This window comes from Sinobaca sp. H24, from assembly GCF_023845525.1.
Map to the genome: position 1 here is coordinate 86,441 of NZ_JALBWT010000007.1, position 19,462 is coordinate 105,902.

20 protein-coding genes and 2 pseudogenes are annotated in these 19,462 nt (G+C 46.0%); 16 read left to right on the forward strand and 6 right to left on the reverse strand.

From position 1 onward, the window contains the following. Positions 1–18: 18 nt before the first annotated feature. The 3 genes from MMY81_RS11690 to MMY81_RS11700 all read left to right on the forward strand — a co-directional run bounded on the left by MMY81_RS11690 (position 19) and on the right by MMY81_RS11700 (position 2,893). Positions 19–1,128, forward strand: a complete 1,110-nt coding sequence (locus tag MMY81_RS11690; RefSeq protein WP_252313039.1) for a CdaR family transcriptional regulator — start codon at positions 19–21, stop codon at positions 1,126–1,128. Positions 1,129–1,215: 87 nt separating this feature from the next. After that, positions 1,216–1,542 carry an ArsR/SmtB family transcription factor gene (locus tag MMY81_RS11695; RefSeq protein WP_252313040.1) on the forward strand — a complete coding sequence of 109 codons (327 nt, stop codon included), beginning with the start codon at positions 1,216–1,218 and terminating at the stop codon, positions 1,540–1,542. A 52-nt stretch (positions 1,543–1,594) separates the two neighbouring features. Then, positions 1,595–2,893 (forward strand): NAD(P)-binding domain-containing protein, encoded by a 1,299-nt coding sequence (locus tag MMY81_RS11700; RefSeq protein ID WP_252313041.1) that lies wholly within the window; start codon positions 1,595–1,597, stop codon positions 2,891–2,893. 40 nt (positions 2,894–2,933) lie between these two features. Here MMY81_RS11700 and MMY81_RS11705 read toward each other — a convergent pair whose 3' ends face one another. Next, positions 2,934–3,275, reverse strand: coding sequence for a YflT domain-containing protein (locus tag MMY81_RS11705; protein ID WP_252313042.1), 342 nt, complete (start codon positions 3,273–3,275; stop codon positions 2,934–2,936). Between the two features lie 131 nt (positions 3,276–3,406). On the opposite strand from MMY81_RS11705, the gene MMY81_RS11710 reads away from it, so the two are divergent. The 3 genes from MMY81_RS11710 to MMY81_RS11720 all read left to right on the forward strand — a co-directional run bounded on the left by MMY81_RS11710 (position 3,407) and on the right by MMY81_RS11720 (position 4,697). After that, positions 3,407–3,721 (forward strand): ArsR/SmtB family transcription factor, encoded by a 315-nt coding sequence (locus MMY81_RS11710; protein ID WP_120193037.1) that lies wholly within the window; start codon positions 3,407–3,409, stop codon positions 3,719–3,721. A gap of 70 nt (positions 3,722–3,791) precedes the next feature. After that, positions 3,792–4,220 (forward strand): DMT family transporter, encoded by a 429-nt coding sequence (locus MMY81_RS11715; RefSeq protein WP_252313043.1) that lies wholly within the window; start codon positions 3,792–3,794, stop codon positions 4,218–4,220. Between the two features lie 12 nt (positions 4,221–4,232). After that, positions 4,233–4,697: a DMT family transporter gene (locus MMY81_RS11720; protein ID WP_252313044.1), complete on the forward strand. Its 465-nt coding sequence runs from the start codon at positions 4,233–4,235 to the stop codon at positions 4,695–4,697. Between the two features lie 51 nt (positions 4,698–4,748). Here the strand turns inward: MMY81_RS11720 and MMY81_RS11725 are convergent, their stop codons facing one another. After that, positions 4,749–5,102 (reverse strand): carboxymuconolactone decarboxylase family protein, encoded by a 354-nt coding sequence (locus tag MMY81_RS11725; RefSeq protein ID WP_252313045.1) that lies wholly within the window; start codon positions 5,100–5,102, stop codon positions 4,749–4,751. Between the two features lie 171 nt (positions 5,103–5,273). On the opposite strand from MMY81_RS11725, the pseudogene MMY81_RS11730 reads away from it, so the two are divergent. Continuing rightward, positions 5,274–6,290: pseudogene (locus MMY81_RS11730) on the forward strand (class I fructose-bisphosphate aldolase); the annotation flags it as partial. A 93-nt stretch (positions 6,291–6,383) separates the two neighbouring features. Here the strand turns inward: MMY81_RS11730 and MMY81_RS11735 are convergent. Both MMY81_RS11735 and MMY81_RS11740 read right to left on the reverse strand, forming a co-directional pair. After that, positions 6,384–7,232 (reverse strand): STAS domain-containing protein, encoded by an 849-nt coding sequence (locus MMY81_RS11735; RefSeq protein WP_252313046.1) that lies wholly within the window; start codon positions 7,230–7,232, stop codon positions 6,384–6,386. Between the two features lie 90 nt (positions 7,233–7,322). Further along, complete coding sequence (locus tag MMY81_RS11740) at positions 7,323–7,772, reverse strand: hypothetical protein (protein ID WP_252313047.1); 450 nt, start codon at positions 7,770–7,772, stop codon at positions 7,323–7,325. A gap of 83 nt (positions 7,773–7,855) precedes the next feature. On the opposite strand from MMY81_RS11740, the gene MMY81_RS11745 reads away from it, so the two are divergent. After that, a complete protein-coding gene (locus MMY81_RS11745; protein WP_252313048.1) occupies positions 7,856–8,872 on the forward strand; it encodes a serine hydrolase domain-containing protein in 1,017 nt (338 codons plus the stop codon). Between the two features lie 41 nt (positions 8,873–8,913). Here MMY81_RS11745 and MMY81_RS11750 read toward each other — a convergent pair whose 3' ends face one another. Further along, positions 8,914–9,357: a hypothetical protein gene (locus tag MMY81_RS11750; protein ID WP_252313049.1), complete on the reverse strand. Its 444-nt coding sequence runs from the start codon at positions 9,355–9,357 to the stop codon at positions 8,914–8,916. Positions 9,358–9,502: 145 nt separating this feature from the next. Here MMY81_RS11750 and MMY81_RS11755 point away from each other — a divergent pair, with 145 nt between their 5' ends. Beyond that, positions 9,503–10,402 carry a DUF5996 family protein gene (locus MMY81_RS11755; protein WP_252313050.1) on the forward strand — a complete coding sequence of 300 codons (900 nt, stop codon included), beginning with the start codon at positions 9,503–9,505 and terminating at the stop codon, positions 10,400–10,402. 44 nt (positions 10,403–10,446) lie between these two features. On the opposite strand, the gene MMY81_RS11760 is transcribed toward MMY81_RS11755, so the two are convergent. After that, the gene (locus MMY81_RS11760; protein ID WP_252313051.1) at positions 10,447–10,836 is read right to left on the reverse strand and encodes a tautomerase family protein; all 390 of its coding nucleotides are present in this window, start codon (positions 10,834–10,836) and stop codon (positions 10,447–10,449) included. A gap of 245 nt (positions 10,837–11,081) precedes the next feature. On the opposite strand from MMY81_RS11760, the gene MMY81_RS11765 reads away from it, so the two are divergent. The 7 genes and pseudogenes from MMY81_RS11765 to MMY81_RS11795 all read left to right on the forward strand — a co-directional run bounded on the left by MMY81_RS11765 (position 11,082) and on the right by MMY81_RS11795 (position 19,445). Further along, the gene (locus MMY81_RS11765; RefSeq protein ID WP_252313052.1) at positions 11,082–12,449 is read left to right on the forward strand and encodes an aminotransferase; all 1,368 of its coding nucleotides are present in this window, start codon (positions 11,082–11,084) and stop codon (positions 12,447–12,449) included. 226 nt (positions 12,450–12,675) lie between these two features. Then, the gene (locus tag MMY81_RS11770) at positions 12,676–13,566 is read left to right on the forward strand and encodes a nitrilase-related carbon-nitrogen hydrolase (RefSeq protein WP_252313053.1); all 891 of its coding nucleotides are present in this window, start codon (positions 12,676–12,678) and stop codon (positions 13,564–13,566) included. 19 nt (positions 13,567–13,585) lie between these two features. Beyond that, positions 13,586–14,962: an NAD(P)-dependent oxidoreductase gene (locus MMY81_RS11775; RefSeq protein ID WP_252313054.1), complete on the forward strand. Its 1,377-nt coding sequence runs from the start codon at positions 13,586–13,588 to the stop codon at positions 14,960–14,962. A gap of 26 nt (positions 14,963–14,988) precedes the next feature. Beyond that, positions 14,989–16,263, forward strand: coding sequence for an NAD-dependent dihydropyrimidine dehydrogenase subunit PreA (gene preA, locus MMY81_RS11780; RefSeq protein WP_252313055.1), 1,275 nt, complete (start codon positions 14,989–14,991; stop codon positions 16,261–16,263). Positions 16,264–16,278: 15 nt separating this feature from the next. Beyond that, a complete protein-coding gene (hydA, locus tag MMY81_RS11785; RefSeq protein ID WP_252313056.1) occupies positions 16,279–17,697 on the forward strand; it encodes a dihydropyrimidinase in 1,419 nt (472 codons plus the stop codon). 45 nt (positions 17,698–17,742) lie between these two features. Next, positions 17,743–19,211, forward strand: a pseudogene (locus MMY81_RS11790) (NCS1 family transporter). Between the two features lie 15 nt (positions 19,212–19,226). Further along, entirely contained in the window at positions 19,227–19,445 is a 219-nt protein-coding gene (locus MMY81_RS11795) for a hypothetical protein (protein WP_252313057.1), read from the forward strand. Positions 19,446–19,462: the final 17 nt, after the last annotated feature.

Consider the following 19,462-nt stretch of genomic DNA (forward strand, 5'->3'; position numbering starts at 1 on the left):
TAGAACGAGGTGGCTAATGTGAATGTAAATACAGCACTGGCAGAAAACATTGTAGAAGAAGTAAAGCGGGTTATTAAGGAAGATGTTATTTTCATTGATGATACGAGTACCATTATTGCTTCTACAGACCCAAGCCGAAAGGGGACTCTCCATGAGGGTGCCCAGCTTGTGCTGCGGACAAAGCAAAAGCTGTATATCGATGATTCAAATATGGGAACATTAAAAGGAGTGAAGCAGGGAATTACAATGCCGTTGATCAACCATGGAAGTGTTGTCGGCATCATAGGAATTACCGGTGCTCCGGAAAAAGTAGAGGCATTTGCTGAACTTACAAGACGCCTGACAGAACTGATGATACATGAAGCATTTCTGCTTGAAGAACAAAAGTGGCAGGACCGGAGTGTTGAAGTGTTTTTTAATGAATGGATCCGTTCAGAAAGCGTGGACCAGGAATTAATGAATCATGGAATGAGACTGGGGATACCGCTGGACCGGCCTTACGTATGCTGTCTTGTAGAAGCAAAAGAACCAAAAAACCAGCCTGCCCAGGCAGAACGCTATACCCGCTCCGCTTTTCATTCCTGCTTCCCGCGTAAAGAGAACTTTTTTGTCAGATGGGGAGAGGATCTGTTTTTATTAATGATTGAAATAAGCACCCCTCAGCAGCGAAAAGAACTTCCCGGAAAGCTGGAATCGTGCCGCAAAGAAATGGAAAAGCAGTATGATGGGCTGGTGCGTATTGGAATCGGCTCCAGCCGGGACAATATCGTAATGGAAGAAGCCTATAAAAACGCAAAGAAAGCCCTTCAGGTGACGACGGAAGCAAAGCTGCTGATTTTTTATGAAGATCTCTCGATCGATCTGGTATTGAGTGACGTCTCGGACGAAGCGCGAAATACGTTCTTAACGCGGGTAATCGAGCCGCTGCAGCGTAAAAAAGAACTGGTGGAAACGCTGGAAGTCTATCTGCAGTGCAACCAATCGGTAAAAGAAACGTCCGCAATGATGCATATTCATATCAACACGCTTCATTACCGCTTAAAACAAATCAAAGAATGCACAGGTATTGATCCCCGTACGACAGAAGGTATTGTTGCCTTTTATTTGGCTCTGGAATTTTTAAAATAGAAAAACGTGACGGTACTTGTCAGCTGCGCGGTTTTCTTTTACACTAGCTATACATCAAAAAAATTTGATATATAAGGGGGAAACGAAATGAAGTCAATAGAATTTCAAACAGGCTCAACGGCAGAAGCCATGGATTTTACCTCCTATGAAATAAAATTTAAGGCACTGGCAGATAATATCCGCTTACAAATTATGTACGAACTGAATCAGAAGCCTTCCATCTGCGTCTGCGATCTTACCAGCCTTGTAAACCTCCCACAGTCTAAGCTGTCCTACCATTTGAAAATCCTTTTGGACGCGGAATTAATAGAAAAAGAGAAAATTGGGACCTGGAACTACTACCGGTTAAATAAAAAAGAAGTCAAAAATCTTCTCTCAGAGGAGCTCTGCTGTATTTTTTATCCTTCTTCTTAATTTTTGTTTTATACATCAAAAAAAATTGATATAAAAGAAAGGATGAGCAATTATGAAGAAAGATCTGCCTGTCATTATAGTTGGGGGAGGACCGGTGGGACTGGCCGCCGCCGCGGAGCTCCATGAAAAAGAGAAAGCATTTGTAGTTGTGGAGGCGGGAACAGGACCTGGAACGAATTTCCTTGACTATGGCCACGTTCGTCTTTTTTCTCCATGGAAATATAATATCAATAATGCTGCCAGGCGTTTATTGACTAAATACAAGGTGCCGCTTCCCGATCCTGAAAAGCTCCCGCTCGGAAAAGATATTGTGACCGAGTATTTGCTTCCATTAGCTGAGCTGCCTGAAATGAAGCCGAATATTTATTTTGGCACCAGAGTTGTGCATATTTCCAGAAAAGGATTCGACAAGGTGAAATCAAAAGGCCGGAAAGAAGCGCCTTTTCATATAATAGCAGAGACTGCTGATGGAGAAAGAAAAGTGCTGGAGGGTGGAGCTGTTATTGATGCGACCGGCACATGGGAGCGTCCTAATTCACTCATCCCCGGCGGTGATTTATCAACGGAAAAGCGGATGAATCGCATCTTTTACGAGATTCCCAACAATAAACAGGCTGAATCATCAGTGTATATAAATTCAAACACAGCTGTAGTGGGAAGTGGACACTCTGCCATGCAGTCTCTTCTGGAGCTGCTGGAAGTGCAGAAGAGTCATCCGGAAACGACCATTTCCTGGGTTCACCGGAAGCCTGATACATTGGAGGCACTCGGGGGAGGGGATCAGGATCAGCTGCCGGCTAGAGGGGATTTAGGCCGTCTCATTAAGAGCGCCTGGGAAAGCGGGAAGATCCAGGTGTTCGAATCGTTTTATATTGAATCGGTGAATGAGAAAAATGATCAGCTGACACTGTCAGGCAGACAAAATAATGAATCGAATGAAACAGAGCCGTTTGATTATATTATATGCAACACAGGATCGCGCCCTTCTTTTGACTTCCTGGGAGAGCTGCGCTGGGACAGAGATGCAGCATTGGAATGTGTCCCGGCTCTTGCTCCGTTAATCGATCCAAACGTACACAGCTGCGGCACTGTCAGGCCCCATGGAGAAAAAGAGCTGCGCCAGCCTGAAGAAAACGTCTATATTATTGGAGCAAAAAGCTATGGAAGGGCCCCTACATTTCTGCTGGCGACAGGCTATGAGCAGGCCAGATCGGTTGCTGCATATATAGCAGGTGACAAAGCAGAAGCCGCAGAAGTGCATCTGGAGCTTCCGGAAACCGGAGTGTGCTCCGCTGAACCGGCGTCTCGATCCCCTTTGACTATTGCTGTTTCAGGCGGCTGTTGTTCTTGATAAAAAAACGTCCGGGAAGCCTCCCGGACGTTTTTTTATGTTAAAATTTAACTTTTTCCTGATTGGTAACGATAAGTAGAATTTTTCCTTTTTCCAGCTCTACGCGGAGTTTTTCGGCCTTTTCAGCATCAAAGCCGATTCTTTTCAGCTTTACTTCAACTTTTGTCTGGCGGCCCCGGAAAATATTTTTGAGTACCGTACCGACACCCATTTCTTTTCTGCCGATTTTCTTGGCATCTGTATTTTTCTTGTTGCGGCGGGTACGTCTGCGATCAAAAGAAATAACGTATAAGTCCTCACCGCTGACACCTGCTTTTGTCAGCTTGCCAATCGACTTTCCTAATGATTCATCGTTGTGAAAAATCTTAAACTTGGGATCCAATGTCTTTCCTCCTTTGAATATACAGCTGGTTCTTGTGGATATTATAAATCTTTACCCTAAATGATGGGCTCTTAACCTTAATGAAAATAGAAAAGTTGACATATCGAATATATGCGATATACAATGGGCAAATGAATAACATCGATCTTTTTAAAGCATTGTCAAACGAGACCAGATTAAATATTCTTATGTGGCTGAAGGAGCCGGAAAAGCATTTTCCAGAGCAGCAGGCTCATCTGCCGAAAGAGGTAAGTCTGGAAGGCGGTGTGTGTGTTGGAGACATTCAGGAAAAAGTAAATGCTTCCCAATCCACCGTCTCCCACTATTTGAATATGATGCAGAAAGCCGGGCTTTTGGAATCAGTTCGCTACGGGCAGTGGACGTACTACCGCCGAAACGAAAAAACGATTAAAGAGCTTGCTTCATTTCTCGAAACAGAGATCTGATTCTGGATTTCTGTTTTTTCTTTGCTGTTTTATATCGATTATTCTAGATATTTAGATAAGGAGTGAAAACATGAAAATTATAGTTTATGCCCTGGCTTTGATAGCAGGCATGTCGTTAAGCCTGGAAGCTGCTATAGGAGGAGCTCTGGGAGAAAATATCGGCGAATTGGAAAGCACTTATTTTATTTTTATTATTGGAGCAATGGCTACTTTTCTTATCGCTCTTTTCTTTGGTAAAGGTGATGTGAAGCAGATAACAAAAGTGCCGAGATGGCAGTTAATCGGAGGCGTTCTTGGGGTGATTTACCTGGCTTTTCTTATTATCAGCGTTAACCTTGTAGGCGTAGGCACGGCGGTTACAGCTGTTATTATCGGCCAGCTCGTCATGAGTATGATCGTAGATCATTTTGGCTGGCTTGGCACGCCGAAAGCACGATTTAACGTAAACCGCCTTATTGCAGGTGGATTGTTGATTGCATCGTTATTTTTAATTTTATAGGAGGACGAAAGTATGCTTACAGCAGCAATATTTATTCCATTAATGGCAGGCATAGGGCTGAGCCTACAGTCGGCGGTTAATGGGACACTTGGCAGTAAAATTGGCACGATTGAAAGTGCTTTTCTCACTTTTTTCACGGGCGCCGTTATTCTAACGATCGTTATCCCGTTTTTCGGCGGAGGCACGATACTTGATGTCTTTCAGGTGCCGGCCTGGCAGCTGATCTGCGCTGTATTTGGGTTTTTATATTTATCTCTGATGGTTTTCTCGGTGCCGCGTATAGGGGTCACCGTAGCGGTTGTTAACGTGATCGTCGGGCAGCTTGCTGCAAGTATGGCAGTCGATCATTTCGGCTGGTTCCACACGCCGGTGGAACCGTTTGATCTGCAGCGTTTTTTCGGAGTGCTCCTGCTGCTGGGCGCGTTATATTTCTTATTTAAAAAAGACAAAAAACAATCGGCAGCAGAGGCCGTTTAGTGTAAACAGGTATGTATAAAAGCCGGAATGGAGAAAACTCCATTCCGTTTTTTATTTGTCTTCTTTTAGCTGGGCATAGGCTTCAAGGCCTGACGTTACGGCACTGCTCATTGCTGCGCCGCCGCCGAATGCTGCTGCGACTGCGAGCGTTTCTTTAATCTGCTGTTCGGTACAGCCGTGATGGATGCATTGATCCATGTGATAGACAATGCAGGTGTCGTCGGCGTCTTTGATACTGATAGCAAGAGCACTTAAGTGCTTCTGCCCGGCGGAAAGTTCACCATCCGCAAAGCAGCTGCCGGTAAAATGATTGTACTGGGAAGCGATGTCCGGAAATGTGTCGCTGAAACTGTCCACGCCTTCAAGGTACTGTTTTCTGATTTCTTTCGCATCTATTTTAGCCATGATAAAAAACCTCCTTATAATCTTCTAAGCAAGTTCCCCTTCTCCTCCTTTTTAAACATGTGGAAATATTTGTTTATGAAGTATATGGATTAGGGAATGAGAATGAAAGAACGCTCAAATTGAGTAAGGAGGTCGTGAAATGGCAACAACAGAAGAAGTGCTGGCCGGGACGCAGAATACTTACTAGGACATGAGAGCAAAACAATTTCAAAAGAGGATCTTTATGTACCAGGGCCTGATTTCGTAGATCGTGTGTACAAATCGACGGATCGTTCTCCTCAGGTGCTGCGCAATCTGCAGAGTTTATTTGATCATGGGCAGCTCGGCGGGACAGGTTATTTATCCATTCTCCCTGTGGACCAGGGCATTGAACACTCTGCCGGGGCGTCATTTGCTCCAAACCCGATCTACTTTGATCCGGAGAATATCGTAAAGCTGGCGATCGAAAGCAGATGTAATGCTGTGGCGTCTACTATCGGTGCATTAGGCTCAATCGCAAGAGATTACGCGCATAAGATACCATTTATAGCAAAAATTAATCATAACGAGCTGTTGACGTATCCGAATACGCATGACCAGATTATGTTCGGATCGGTGGAGCAGGCTCATAAAATGGGGGCAGCAGCCGTTGGTGCTACGATTTATTTCGGATCTGCGGAAAGCGGCAGGCAGATTCAGGAAGTATCGAAAGCCTTCGAACGGGCTCATGAGCTGGGACTGGCTACTATTTTGTGGGCTTACCTCCGCAACCCCGGTTTTGACAAAGATGGAACGGATTATCATACCTCTTCGGATTTATCCAGCCAGGCTATCCATTTGTCGGCAAGTTTACAGGCGGATATTGTAAAGCAGAAGCTTCCCACCAATAATGGAGGCTATACAGCAGTTGGTTTTGGAAAAACCCACGATAAAGTATATTCCGACCTGACGAGTGATCATCCGATTGACCTTACTCGTTACCAGGTAATGAATTCCTTTATGGGAAGAGCGGGGCTCATTAATTCAGGCGGAGGTTCCGCGGAAAATGACTTTGTAGAGGCTGTAAAGACAGCCGTGATTAATAAACGTGCCGGTGGCATGGGACTTATCATGGGAAGAAAAGCGTTTCAGCGTCCGATGAAGGAAGGCGCCGAGATCATTCGTGCTGTGCAGAGTGTATACGCTGATGAATCCGTGACGCTGGCTTAATGTAAATAAGGCGCCTGGATTTTCCAGGTGCTTTATTCAGGCTCTTGAAAAAGCCGGGTTCCCCTGATGGAGAATCCGGCTTTTCTTTTATGTCTATTGCACAGGTACCTGATTGGTCCGCAGTGCCTGGGGGAGGTCAGAGACAACCTGTACGTCTTTAAACGAAATGCCAAGCTGTACTGCCTGCTGCGCCATATAAGGACGCATACCGGACAAGGTTGTTTCGATGCCCAGCAGCTGAAGAGCGGAAATGAGCTGCTTAATTTTTTCAGCTACTAAAGCATTGATATGGAGTACTCCTGATAAATCAATATACAGTCGATCCATTTGTTTAAGAGCACACTGCTTTAATGTGTTCTCAACAATTACATCGCCCCGCTCCACATCGATATTTCCGACGAGCGGGAGGAGGCCGATACCCGGCTGCAGAAGAATAACAGGAGCAGTCAGTTCCATGATCATATTTTCTTTATCCTGGATTTCTTCGTCCATATGCAGAAGAGCCTGCTGCATAAAAGCACTGCTGGCATAATCGAATGCACGAAGCGCCTTGCGCTGCCACTCCAGAACGTGTTCAATGGGGACCGATTTATCATACTGGGTAATGAAGTATTCTATATGATCAAGAATAATTTCTCTATATCTGGTGAATTCTTCCTGTACAAGAAGAAGCGGCTTCCATATTTCGCGGCTTTCATCGACAACTTCCTCGATCTTAGCTTGAAACCGATTATAGAAACTGGTCTCGTCATCCTGAAATACATGAAGAAGCTCTGTAATGAAATGTTCCTTCATTTCTTCCAGTTTTTCAGCGATGGTAGCATTGGGGACGGTAACATCGTTCTCTTTATATGATTCTTTCCATAAATCTTTCATCGTATCCAGATTATCGGACAAGTATTGATGCAGGGACTTATTTATTTGCTCTTTATCGTAATCCATCCTTCATTTTCCCCCACTGTTGATAATGTAGTTCTCATACAGTATAGAGGCAGGGGGAGATAGCACAAGAAATATTGAAAAAACAAGAGATCAGGCTTTTAAAACGACTTGGATCTTCCCGTTTTCTGTATAAAAGGTATCTATCTTTCCTACCGGAATATGCTGCATCTGTTTAATTACTTCCATATGAAAGCCGATTAGATCCCCATCGATGGAAAAATAAGGCGGACGGTTAAATATTTTTTTGTGAATCCATGAAGCATCGAGGGGGGCGGTCCGCCTTAATCTAAAATAAATCGTGCGGTCTTCGGTGTGAGCCGGCTCCAAATAAATAGAATATTTTACAGGGACACGCATTTTCGTAAACGTTCCATCTATGCGAATCATTTGATCCAGAATAGCGGCATGGGTCACTTCCACCTGTTCTATCTTTTTTACTTGAAGAAGCTTGCGAAGCATTGTTTCATTGATGGGGATAGTAACACCATTTTCAGCATAGTGTTGGACTTTCTTTTTTATCTCATTTAAAAAACGGTCCATACGGCATTCTCCTTTAATTGAATATTATCGCAGTGCAGTCAAATATGATACATTTCCTATAGAAGAAAGGGGACAGAACAAACATGAATAATAAGGAAATAGAACAAATTCAGGCACTGCAAAAAGAAACAGGATTTTCCGGCACATTTTCCGCGAGGGGGAAAGACAAGCAGGGAAGCGGCAGCAGCGGTTTTGCGAATCTCCCCGAAAAATGGGAAAATCAGATAACTACAAGATTTAACATGGCGTCCGGCAGCCAGATCTTCACAGCGGCGGCGGTGTGCCAGCTGATAGAGGAAGAAAAGCTGGATTTCGATACATTGTTAAAGGACTGTCTGGATATTACATTCCCTTATTTTGATGAAGATATTACTATAAAACACCTCCTGCTTCATACGTCGGGCATTCCTGATTATTTTGAAGATGAAACAATGAGGGCATATGAAGATCTATGGATCCAGAAACCGATGTACCGGATGAAAAAAACGAGTGATTATCTGTCATTGTTCCAGCAGAAGAAAATGGTGTCGCCGGTGGAAGCCATGTTTCATGCAAACCACGCAGGATATATTGTATTGGGATTGATTATAGAGCAGGTGACCGGCATGGAGTTCAGTGAGTATACAGAGCAGCATGTGTTTGAAAAAGCCGGTATGAAAGATTCGGGCTATTTCAAATTGGACCAGCTTCCGGAGAGAACGGCAGTCGGCTACATAGAAACAAAAGAAGGGGAATCGAAAACCAACCAGTATGCCATTCCGATTAAAGGCGGACCCGACCGGGGAGCCTATACAACGGCTGCTGACATGGTGCTTTTCTGGGAAGCGCTGATGAGCTATAAGCTGCTATCGAAGGAGATGACAACGATCTTTTTAGAGCCGCATGTATCCCTATCAGAATCTATTTCCTATGGATATGCCGGTTATATGGAAAGGGAAGGAGAGGAAGTAGTGAAATACATTTTAATGGGATACGATCCGGGAGCGAACTTCCGCTCCTTCTACAGGCCGGATCAGAACCTTGCTGTGGCGGTATGTTCCAACAAAGAAGATGGAGCTCACGAAATGGTCAGGAAAATTGAAGAGATTTTTATAAAGTAATAGTAGAAGAAAAGCAGCCGGAGCGGCTGCTTTTTTGTGTATTAAAGTTTTAGTTTTATGTGGACTTTCCGGTTCTCAAAATAGTATGAGTCGAACTGGCCGACCGGAATATACTGCAGCTGTTTCACGGAATCGAGGTGAAAACCGACAACTTTCCCTTTCATTGTCATCATTGGAGGCTGATGAAAGATCTTTTTTCGCAGCCATTTTCCATTAATGGGGCAGATCTTTTTGATCTTAAAAAAGATGGAGCGGTCAATGGTATAAGCAGGCCGCAGCTGAACGTTGAAATGAATAGGGATATGCATTTTTGTAACTGTTCCATCTATTCGCAGCTTTCGCTTTTCAACAGTAACATTCGTAATTTTGACGTTGTCGATCTTTTTCACATTCATCAGCTTAAGAAGCATCTCTTCGGTAAGTGTAATCGTCATCTTCCCCTGAGCGCCTTCTTTTACTTTTTCTTTAATCGTTGATAAGTCCAAAATCGGTGTCCTCCTTCAGGATCTTTCCTATCTCTTCCCTTTTACAGTATAAAGAAAAACCTTATCCGGCAGGAAGATCAGCAGGTATGGAGAAGTTACTACAATACAGCTTCCATTATTAAACAATAGAAAGGAAGAAAGTAAAGTGAGCATATTGAAGCATACCGACTGGAAGGACACGAAGCGCACCCTTCATTTACTGTCCCAGATTCTGGGGAAAATCAGACTGGAACTTGCCGCTCAAGAGCCGCAGTGGGCACACGTCATGCTGAATGTAACACCCGGCGGTTTTTCTACAGGTTTATTGTATCATGGCAGTCATACTCTTCAAGTCGAGGTGAATATCCGCCGCAATGAAGTGATTGTGCACGTTGACGATGAGCAGGAAGCAGCTTCTCTGAAAGATGGAAAAACCATCAAAGAATATTATCATTGGATTTTTCAGACGTTAGCCAGTCACGGCGTCTCTATTTCTATCTTTCCCAAACCACAGGAAATGAAAATAGACGCAATGCTTGATGAGGATACGGTTAACCACACCTATCGCCAATCGGAGGCACTGAAAGGACTGGCTTTGTTTCAAATGGCCCTTCGTGAGCAGCGGGCTTTTATCAGCTCCATGCGCTGCCGGAAAGTAATGCCGGGTTTGTTCTGGGGTACGTTTGATATCTCTACGCTGATCGTAAGTAATATCCCTGAGCCATTTCCGGTGGATAAACCCATTGAAAAAGCGGCGTTTGACGAGCAGTTTATTGAATACGGCTTTTGGCTCGGCGATGACCAGGTGGATGTACCTTCCTTTTTCGTTCTGCCGTATCCATTCCTAAACAAAGAGCTTAAAGACGACTCGCTCGAACCGGAACAGGCTTATTACGATAAAGAACTGAGTGAATTTTTCCTGAACCTGGATACTGATATACCTGCCAGCGAGCCGATTCAGCGTTTTTTTCATACGACATTTGATATTTTGACAGAAGAGCTCGGCTGGGAAGGCTGCGACTATTATAGAAAGCCGTTGTTAATGAAAAAGCCGCCAACCGTTTAATAAAATGCAGAAAAGACGCCTTCCGGGGCGTCTTTTTTGTGCTGCTATAGTTTTCCTGTTAAAAATTGAGCTTCTCCCATACCGAAACTCCAATCGGCATCTCCGTTTGAAACGAGAGAAATCATAATGTCCTCTTCGGAAATACCGCACTGTTCGCGTATTTCTTTGACGAGATGGCTGTAAAGTGCCTTTTTCTGTTCTTCGGTACGCTGCTTACTCGTTACGCTGATCAGCACAACGTTCTCGCTGCGTGTAAATCCAAGGCCGGTGTCCTCAATGATCATTTCTTCAGGGGCATGCTGGTGAACAATTTGATAGCGGTCTTTTTCAGGAACCTCAAAAGCATCAACCATTCCCCGGTGCGCGGCATCAAGCAGCTTCTTCAGATCTTCTTTGCTTCTTCCTTCTATTACATCAAATCTCATAAGCGGCATGATGGTCCCTCCAATGTTATCAAAGTGTGCTTCTGATAGAAGCGTTCAGCTCCTTATTGTATAGATCCCTCCACGTACTGGCAAGCTATTGTGTAAGCAAATGTATCAAGATATTCCAACACGATCCTTTTCCTTATCAGCCATTTTACTTTCTGTTAAATGGGAGAAGAAATTCCTGCACATAATGTGTCGTGAATATTCTGATAAATAGGTGCTATCATTAACACAAAATAAAGGAGGCGGCGATGATCGAAAAAATAAGCCGGCTACAGGAAGAAAAACAGAAACTGCTGGAAAAAGACCGACAATATTTATGGCATCACATATCCCCGCACAACGAAAATCCGGTTATTTTTGAAAAAGGACAGGGCAGCCGGGTTACTGATATCGATGGAAACGAGTATCTCGATGCGATGTCCGGTCTCTGGTGTGTGAATGTTGGCCACGGAAGGGAAACGATAGCAGAAGCAGCCATGGTGCAGATGAAAAAACTGGGATATGTTCCGCTCTCCAATTCGCATGCGCCGGCTGTTAACCTGGCGGCGGTCCTAAACGACTGGCTTGTAGAAGATTACCGTTTCTTTTTTTCGAATTCCGGATCGGATGCAAATGAAGTAGCCTTCAAAATGGCGAGGCAGTATCACCAACAGAAAGGCACCTACGGCAAGTATAAAATTCTTTCCCGGTACCGTGCATACCACGGTAACTCAATGGGTGCCATGGGGGCAACCGGGCAGGCGTCCAGAAAATTGAAGTATGAGCCGGCGGGAGAAGGATTCAAGCATGTGCCGCCTCCCTACTGTTACCGCTGTCCGTTCGGAAAAGAGCCGGACAGCTGTTCGCTCGAATGTGCCTCTGCCATAGAAAACATGATCGAGTGGGAAGGTGAAGCCTCTGTTGCGGCAGTGATCGTAGAACCTGTGATTACAGGAGGCGGCATGATTGTGCCTCCTGATGGATATCTCCAGGAATTGCGTGCTATCTGTGACAGGCATGATGTGCTTCTTATTGTAGATGAAGTGATCTGTGGGTTCGGACGATCAGGGGAACCATTCGGGCATCGGAATTTCGATGTGGTCCCTGATATAGTAACGATGGCTAAAGGAATTACGAGCGCTTATGCGCCGCTTTCTGCGACTGCCGTTCGTCAGGAAATATATGAAGTATTTAAACAGGGGGAAGCTACGAGCCATTTCCGTCACGTAAATACATTCGGCGGCAACCCTGTCTCCTGTGCAGTTGCGCTTGAAAACCTGGCTATTATAGAAGAGGAAAAACTAGTAGAGGCCGCAAACGACATGGGAGCTTTTCTGGCAGAAGAGTTGAGCGCATTATGGGAGTTTCCGATAGTTGGTGATATTCGCACATTTGGCCTGATGGCAGGGATTGAACTGGTGGAAGACCGCGAATCGAAAACGCCTCTTGCTGTGGAGAAGATGAATCAGCTGCTCGCCTTCTGCCGGGAAAAAGGAGTCATCGCTGGTAAAAATGGAGACACAGTCCCCGGGTTCCAAAACGTACTTACCCTCGCTCCTCCTTTTATTATTACTAAAGACGAAATCAGGCAGATTCTGGCAGTATTTAAAGAAGCCCTGGCCGGCGTACCGGCATGATTGAAAAGCGTCTTCCCTCTATAGGGAAGGCGTTTTTTGTTAATAAAACGAATTTTCAGAAATTTAAAGGGAAGAAATCTGACAGTAGAACAGCCTGATACAGCAGATGATTTAACAAATTGTTAAACGTCATGGGGAAACCTTCCACATCCTGTTAATGTTAATCGGCTTGTGATTCTTTAATATTAGCGTCAATCATCATTACATTTTACGAGGAGGAACATAAATGAGTGATCAAGTACGTGTTGGGCTGATTCAGGCCTCAAATGATGTAGATGGGGCAGAGCCGGTCGCCCTTCATAAAGAAAAAGCGATTGAAAAGCACATCCGCATGATTGAAGAAGCGGCAGAAAAAGGGGTGCAGATTGTCTGCCTGCAGGAAATATTCTACGGGCCGTATTTCTGTTCGGAACAAAATGCCAAATGGTATGAGGCGGCGGAAAAGGTACCGGACGGACCGACAACCAGGCAGTTCCAGGAACTTGCTAAAAAACACAGCATGGTCATTGTCCTGCCTATCTACGAAGTGGAAGGTATTGCAACCTACTATAATACTGCTGCAGTTATTGACGCGGACGGCTCCTACTTAGGAAAATACCGGAAAAATCATATTCCCCATGTCGGTGTCGGAAATAACGGCTACGGCTTCTGGGAAAAGTTTTATTTTAAGCCGGGCAACATGGGCTATCCCGTGTTTGATACGGCTTACGCCAAAATCGGCGTGTACATCTGCTACGACCGGCATTTTCCGGAAGGGGCAAGGCTGCTTGGCCTGAATGGCGCAGAAATAGTATTTAACCCTTCCGCTACGGTAGCCGGACTATCCGAATACTTATGGAAGCTGGAACAGCCGGCCCACGCGGTCGCAAATGGCTACTTCCTCGCAGCAATTAACCGAGTAGGGACAGAAGGCCCCTGGAACATGGGTGAATTTTACGGACAGTCCTACATTGTAGACCCAAGAGGGCAGTTTACGGCAATGGCAAGCCGGGACGAGGATGAAGTGCTTGTAGGAGACGTAGACAGAAAAATGATCCGCGAAGTCCGCGATACCTGGCAGTTTTACCGGGACCGCCGCCCGGAAACGTACGACGAAATGATTCAGCAGATCCCATAATACAAAGGAGGACGATGCAATGGCTACGAATCAATCAGAAGCATGGATTTCGGTGGAGGATATTAAAGCAAACTTTGCTGAAGCCCATCCGGCTTTAAAACAAAAGGATGCCGTCGATGAAGCAAACCGCTGTTTATACTGTTACGATGCTCCCTGTATTACCGCCTGTCCCACCGATATAGACATTCCGGCCTTTATTAAGAAAATTGCCTCCGGAAACATGAAGGGATCAGCGGTGACGATCATGGATGCCAATCCATCGGGTGCCAGCTGTGCGCGGGTATGTCCGACAGAGGAGCTTTGCGAAGGGGCATGCGTGCTGAATCATGCATCTACTCCGATAATGATCGGTGATCTCCAGCGCTATGCCACCGACTGGGCCATTAAAAATGAGCAGGTTCTTTTTAAAAAAGGAGAAGACACAAAGCAGCATATTGCTATCGTTGGCAGCGGTCCGGCCGGGCTTTCTGCAGCAAGGGAATTAGCCCGCTTCGGCCACCGGGTCACTATTTACGAAGCGTCAGCGGAGGCAGGTGGCCTGAACACATACGGAATCGTCTCATTCCGGCTGCCTAAAGAGATTCCCGCCTGGGAAGTCAAACAAGTGAAAGACCTGGGCGTTGAAATTAAAACGAATACGATCGTTGGAAAAGATATAAGCGCAGCGGAGCTTACCGAGCAGTACCATGCCGTTATTATTGCCGCCGGGATGGGCAAAGTTCCTACACTTGGCATCGACGGAGAAGAACTAGAAGGGGTCCGGGATGCTATTGAATTTGTAAAAATGACGAAGTCCGGGAAGTGGGAGGAGAATCTCAGCGGGAAGAAAGTGGCCGTCATTGGAGCAGGCAACACAGCAGTTGATGCGGCGACCTGTTCGGTCCGGCTCGGCGCAGAGAATGTGAAAATGGTTTACCGCCGCACGGAAAAAGAGATGACGGCCTATGCGTTTGAATATGAGTTCGCCAAGCAGGACGGCATTGAGTTCAAATGGCTGTCGGCGCCGGCAAAAATAGAAGGAAACAGCAAAGGCGAGGTAACGGGCCTGCTTGTGAATCAAATGAAACTGGAAGCAGCTGGAGAAGACGGACGCCAGAAGGTAAAAGCAATTGAAGGCGCCACAGAAACGCTGGATGTAGACCTGGTAATAAAAGCGATCGGCCAGGAACGGCTGAACCCGCTTATCGAAGCATTTGAAGTGACGCATTCCGACGGGGTGATTCAAATAGATGAAACAACGTATGCCACGTCAAAAAACGGCGTTTATGCAATCGGAGATATTATTTTTGGAAAGGGCCAGGGGGAGGCAATGGTCGTATCAGCCGCCCAGCAGGGCAAAAAAGCCGCCTGGGCGATTCATTCAGAGCTGACGGAAAAAGCCGTCCATTCTGCCTAATACGAAACAAAAAGGAGAGATTTGATATGGCAAACCTCGAAACATCGCTTGCAGGCATCCGCTCTCCAAATCCATTCTGGCTCGCTTCGGCTCCGCCGACAAACAGCGGGTATCAGGTGCAGCGGGCATTTGAAGCAGGGTGGGGCGGTGCTGTCTGGAAAACGCTTGGCGATCCGATTCTGAATGTATCCTCACGTTTTGCCGCCACCTCTTTTAACGGCCAGGCTGTAGCGGGATTTAACAATATTGAATTAATCACCGACCGGCCGCTCGAAGTAAACCTGCGGGAAATAGAAGAAACAAAAATTAAATATCCAAATCATGCGATCATCGCGTCTTTGATGGTGGAACCAAATCAGGAAAAGTGGCATGAAATTGTCAAAATGGTGGAAGCTGTTGGAGTCGACGGTCTGGAGCTGAACTTCGGCCGTCCGCACGGTATGGCAGAGCGCGGTATGGGCGCGGCGTCCGGACAGGTACCTGAGCTTGTGAAACAGCAGACCGCCTGGGTAAAGGAAGTCGCTCAGACACCGGTTATTGTTAAATTGACCCCGAACATTACGGATATAACCTTTACAGCAAAAGCCGCCGTAGAGGGCGGGGCGGACGCTGTCAGCATGATTAATACGATCAACAGCCTGGCCGGAGTAGATCTGGACAGCTGGAATACAGTTCCCAATGTCGCCGGGAAAGGAGCACACGGTGGATACTGCGGCCCTGCCGTAAAGCCGATTGCACTGAATATGGTAGCTGAATGTGCAAGACGGCCTGATATTAATGTGCCTATTTCCGGCATGGGCGGAGTCTCTTCCTGGAAAGAAGCCGCGGAGTTTATGCTGATGGGGGCCTCCAACGTGCAGGTTTGTACGGCGGCCATGCATCATGGCTTCCGTATTGTAGAGGATATGATCGACGGGCTGAACAATTACCTGGATGAAAAGCAAATAGGCAGCGTGGCCGAGCTTGTCGGCAAAACGGTGCCGAAGTATTCCGACTGGGGAGAGCTGGACCTGAACTACCGGGTCGTGGCGCAGATTGATACAGAAACCTGTATTAACTGCAATAAATGCCATATTGCCTGTGAAGACACGTCGCATCAGTGTATTGATATGCTTAAAGACGAGCAGGGAAATGACTTTCTTCAAGTGCGTGAAGATGACTGTGTCGGCTGTAACCTCTGTTCCATCGTCTGTCCTGTAGATGGGGCAATTGAAATGGTGGAAGCACCTCGTAAAACCGGCGAAGAGCCGATGACATGGAATGAAAGGCAGTCACTGGTGTCCATGATGGGAACTAAATAGAAGGGAGCGGGATGAATGAATACAACAATAATCAAAAATGGAACGATTGTAACGGCAAGTGAAACCTACGAGGCTGATATTTTGATTAAAGGAGAAACAATTGTTCAGATCGGACGTGATTTTCCGGAGGAAGAAGCCGATGTGATTGATGCCTCCGGCCGTTACGTGTTTCCAGGAGGGATTGATCCGCACACTCATCTGGAAATGCCGTTTGGGGGAACCGTTACAAGAGATGATTTTGAAACGGGGACAATTGCGGCCGCCCACGGCGGTACAACGACGGTTATTGATTTCTGCCTGACCGGAAAAGACAAGCCGCTGGAAGAGTCTATTCAGGAGTGGCATGCCAAATCCAAAGATAAGGCAGTCGTAGATTACAGCTTTCATTTAATGATCGGAGAAATGAATGAAACAGTCCTTAAGCAGCTGCCTGGCATTATAGAAGAGCACGGAATTACTTCCTTTAAAGTGTTTATGGCGTATAAAAATGTGTTTCAGGCAGATGATGAAACGCTGTTCGAAACGCTGCTGGCCGCGAAAGATTTAGGGGCTCTTGTCATGGTGCACGCAGAAAACGGCGATGTGATCCACTACTTAACCGAAAAGGCGCTCGCAGAAGGTAAAACCGAGCCAATTTATCATGCATTAACACGGCCGCCCGAAATCGAAGGAGAAGCTACGGGAAGAGCCGCTCAGCTGACGGCGCTTGCCGACTCTCAGCTTTACGTCGTTCACGTGAGCTGCCAGGAGGCGGTGGAAAAAATAGCAGAGGCCAGAAGAAAAGGCGCCGCGGTGTTCGGCGAAACATGTCCGCAGTATCTGGCGCTCGATCAGACCTATATGGAAAAGCCTAATTTTGAAGGAGCCAAGTATGTCTGGTCGCCGCCGCTCCGTGATAAGAAGAACCAGGAGCTTTTATGGAAAGCGATTCAAAGCGGGGATCTGCAGACGATTGGATCCGATCAGTGTTCTTTTGACTTTCATGGCCAAAAAGATCTGGGCATAGACGATTTCACGAAAATACCGAATGGCGGCCCGATGATTGAAGACCGCTTCAGTATTATTTATTCAGAAGGTGTGGCGAAAGGCCGGATCTCCCTTCAGAAATTTGTAGAAATCACTTCTGCCAGAGCGGCCCAGCTGTTCGGTCTGTCTCCTCAAAAAGGAGCCGTTGCGGTAGGAAGTGATGCTGATCTGGTGATCTTTAATCCCGGCGTGACGAGAACTATCAGCGTGGATACTCACCATATGGCTGTAGATTATAACGCTTTTGAAGGCATGGAAGTGCAGGGGGAAGTGGAAACGGTGCTCGTGCGCGGCAAGGCCGTCGTCCGGAATAAAGAAACCGTTGGAAAACCAGGAAGCGGCCGCTATATGAAGCGGAAAACCTTTCAAAGCCTGAACGCTCCCACCAAAGCAGAAACATTAATTTAACAATAGGAGAGAAGCTGGATAAAAAATATGTAGGAGGATACATGAATGAGCCAAAAAGACCGTTATTTAAAATCGCCTGATCTGCTGCCGGTATCTCATGCCGGCAAAAAGATCAGTACCTTTGGTTTTGCTGTGATGTGGGTCGGTATGGCCGTTGTGCTTGCTGCTTTTGCGATCGGCGGCGATGGTGTGTTGTCGCTTCCTCTTGGCTGGGTGGTACTGGCTTCTCTGCTTGGTTCACTTGCCATCGGTATTTTTATTACGATTGTAGGAGATATCGGAATTGAACATGGGTTATCCTTCCCTGTCTATATGCGGGCACCATTTGGAACGGTCGGTACCCATATTCCATCATTAACACGAGGAATAACCGCCTCCATCTGGTTTGGTATTAATACCTTTTTGGTGCTACCGCGATTAACGGCATATTAAATATTATGATGGGCTTTGATAACTGGCTTCTCTGCTACGCTTTATTTGCAACCGCCCAGCTGATTAACACGGCGATAGGAATTAAAGCTGTCGAGCGATTTGCGGATCTGGCAGCACCCATTATTATTATTATTTCAATTTGGATGTATTATGTACTTACTTCTACCGCTTCAGCAGGTGGCACAAACGTATGGAACAGCGTGGAGGCCCCGGTATCCGGAACGACGGCAGTCAATGCGTTTCTGATTGTTCTTTTTGCCAACATGGGATTCTGGGCAACTCTTGCCGCGGACATTCCTTCCATCTCGAGGTTTATTAAAGCCCCTCAGTATGAAAGAAACTGGTGGAAACGAAACAAAGGGACGCTTGTAGGAAGCGTTATTTCCCTGCCGCTCTTGCAGACGTTTATGGTATTGATCGGCGGTGTCTGTTATATTGCCCTTGGTAACTTTGATCCGGTGGTGGCTCTGCAGGAAACAGCAACAGGCATAGCCCTGGCCGTTCTGTTATTAATGATTGTTTTTGCCCAGTGGTCGACCAATACGTCAGCGAACGTAATTCCGGCTGCAACTATTTTTTCCAATACAGGCGGTCCGAAGGTTCCTTTTTATGTAGGTGTGTTTCTGGCAGGCTTTGTCGGAACTGTTGTACAGCCCTGGCTCCTATTTGAAATTCTCGTTCCTTTCCTTTTAGTAGTAGGCGGCATACTATCAGCTATTGTCGGTATATTAATTGTTGATTATTATGTGCTGCGAAAAAGACGTGTGAACGTGCCTGATCTATATCGTCATGATGGGCAGTACCGCTATTTCAAAGGGATTAACGCGGCCGGGTTTATTTCCTGGACAATAGGCGGCGTGAGTGCCTATTTATTGATGGACTATTCCTTTTTAGTCGGCTTTGTGGTTGGAGGGGGAAGTTACTATGTATTAGGTAAATTCTGGTGGTTCCCTAAATACAAGCAGGCTGAAATAGAAGATCCAAGTGATGAAAAGTATTTAGGGATTACAGTTGGACGCGACTGGGCCATAAAAGAAGAAGAAGCCGCCCAGCGGGAAGTGGCGAGTACTGAATTTAAATAATGGAGGCGGGTGTGAATGCGGGAGCATGCGGAATTTATGCTGGAAAAAGAAAAAATTGATGCTCTGATAGAGGATGGCTACGCAATAACTGCCGTACAGGAAAACCTGGAAGGGGCGTTCGTACAGTTTTCCAATGGAGAAAAGCAGGCGCATCTGCATATAGAAAGTGCGGATGCGAGAAAATATTTTTCCTTTTTATTAAAAAAACAAAAAGAAGAAGCAGCTTCTACTTAAATGAACCCGGCCGAATT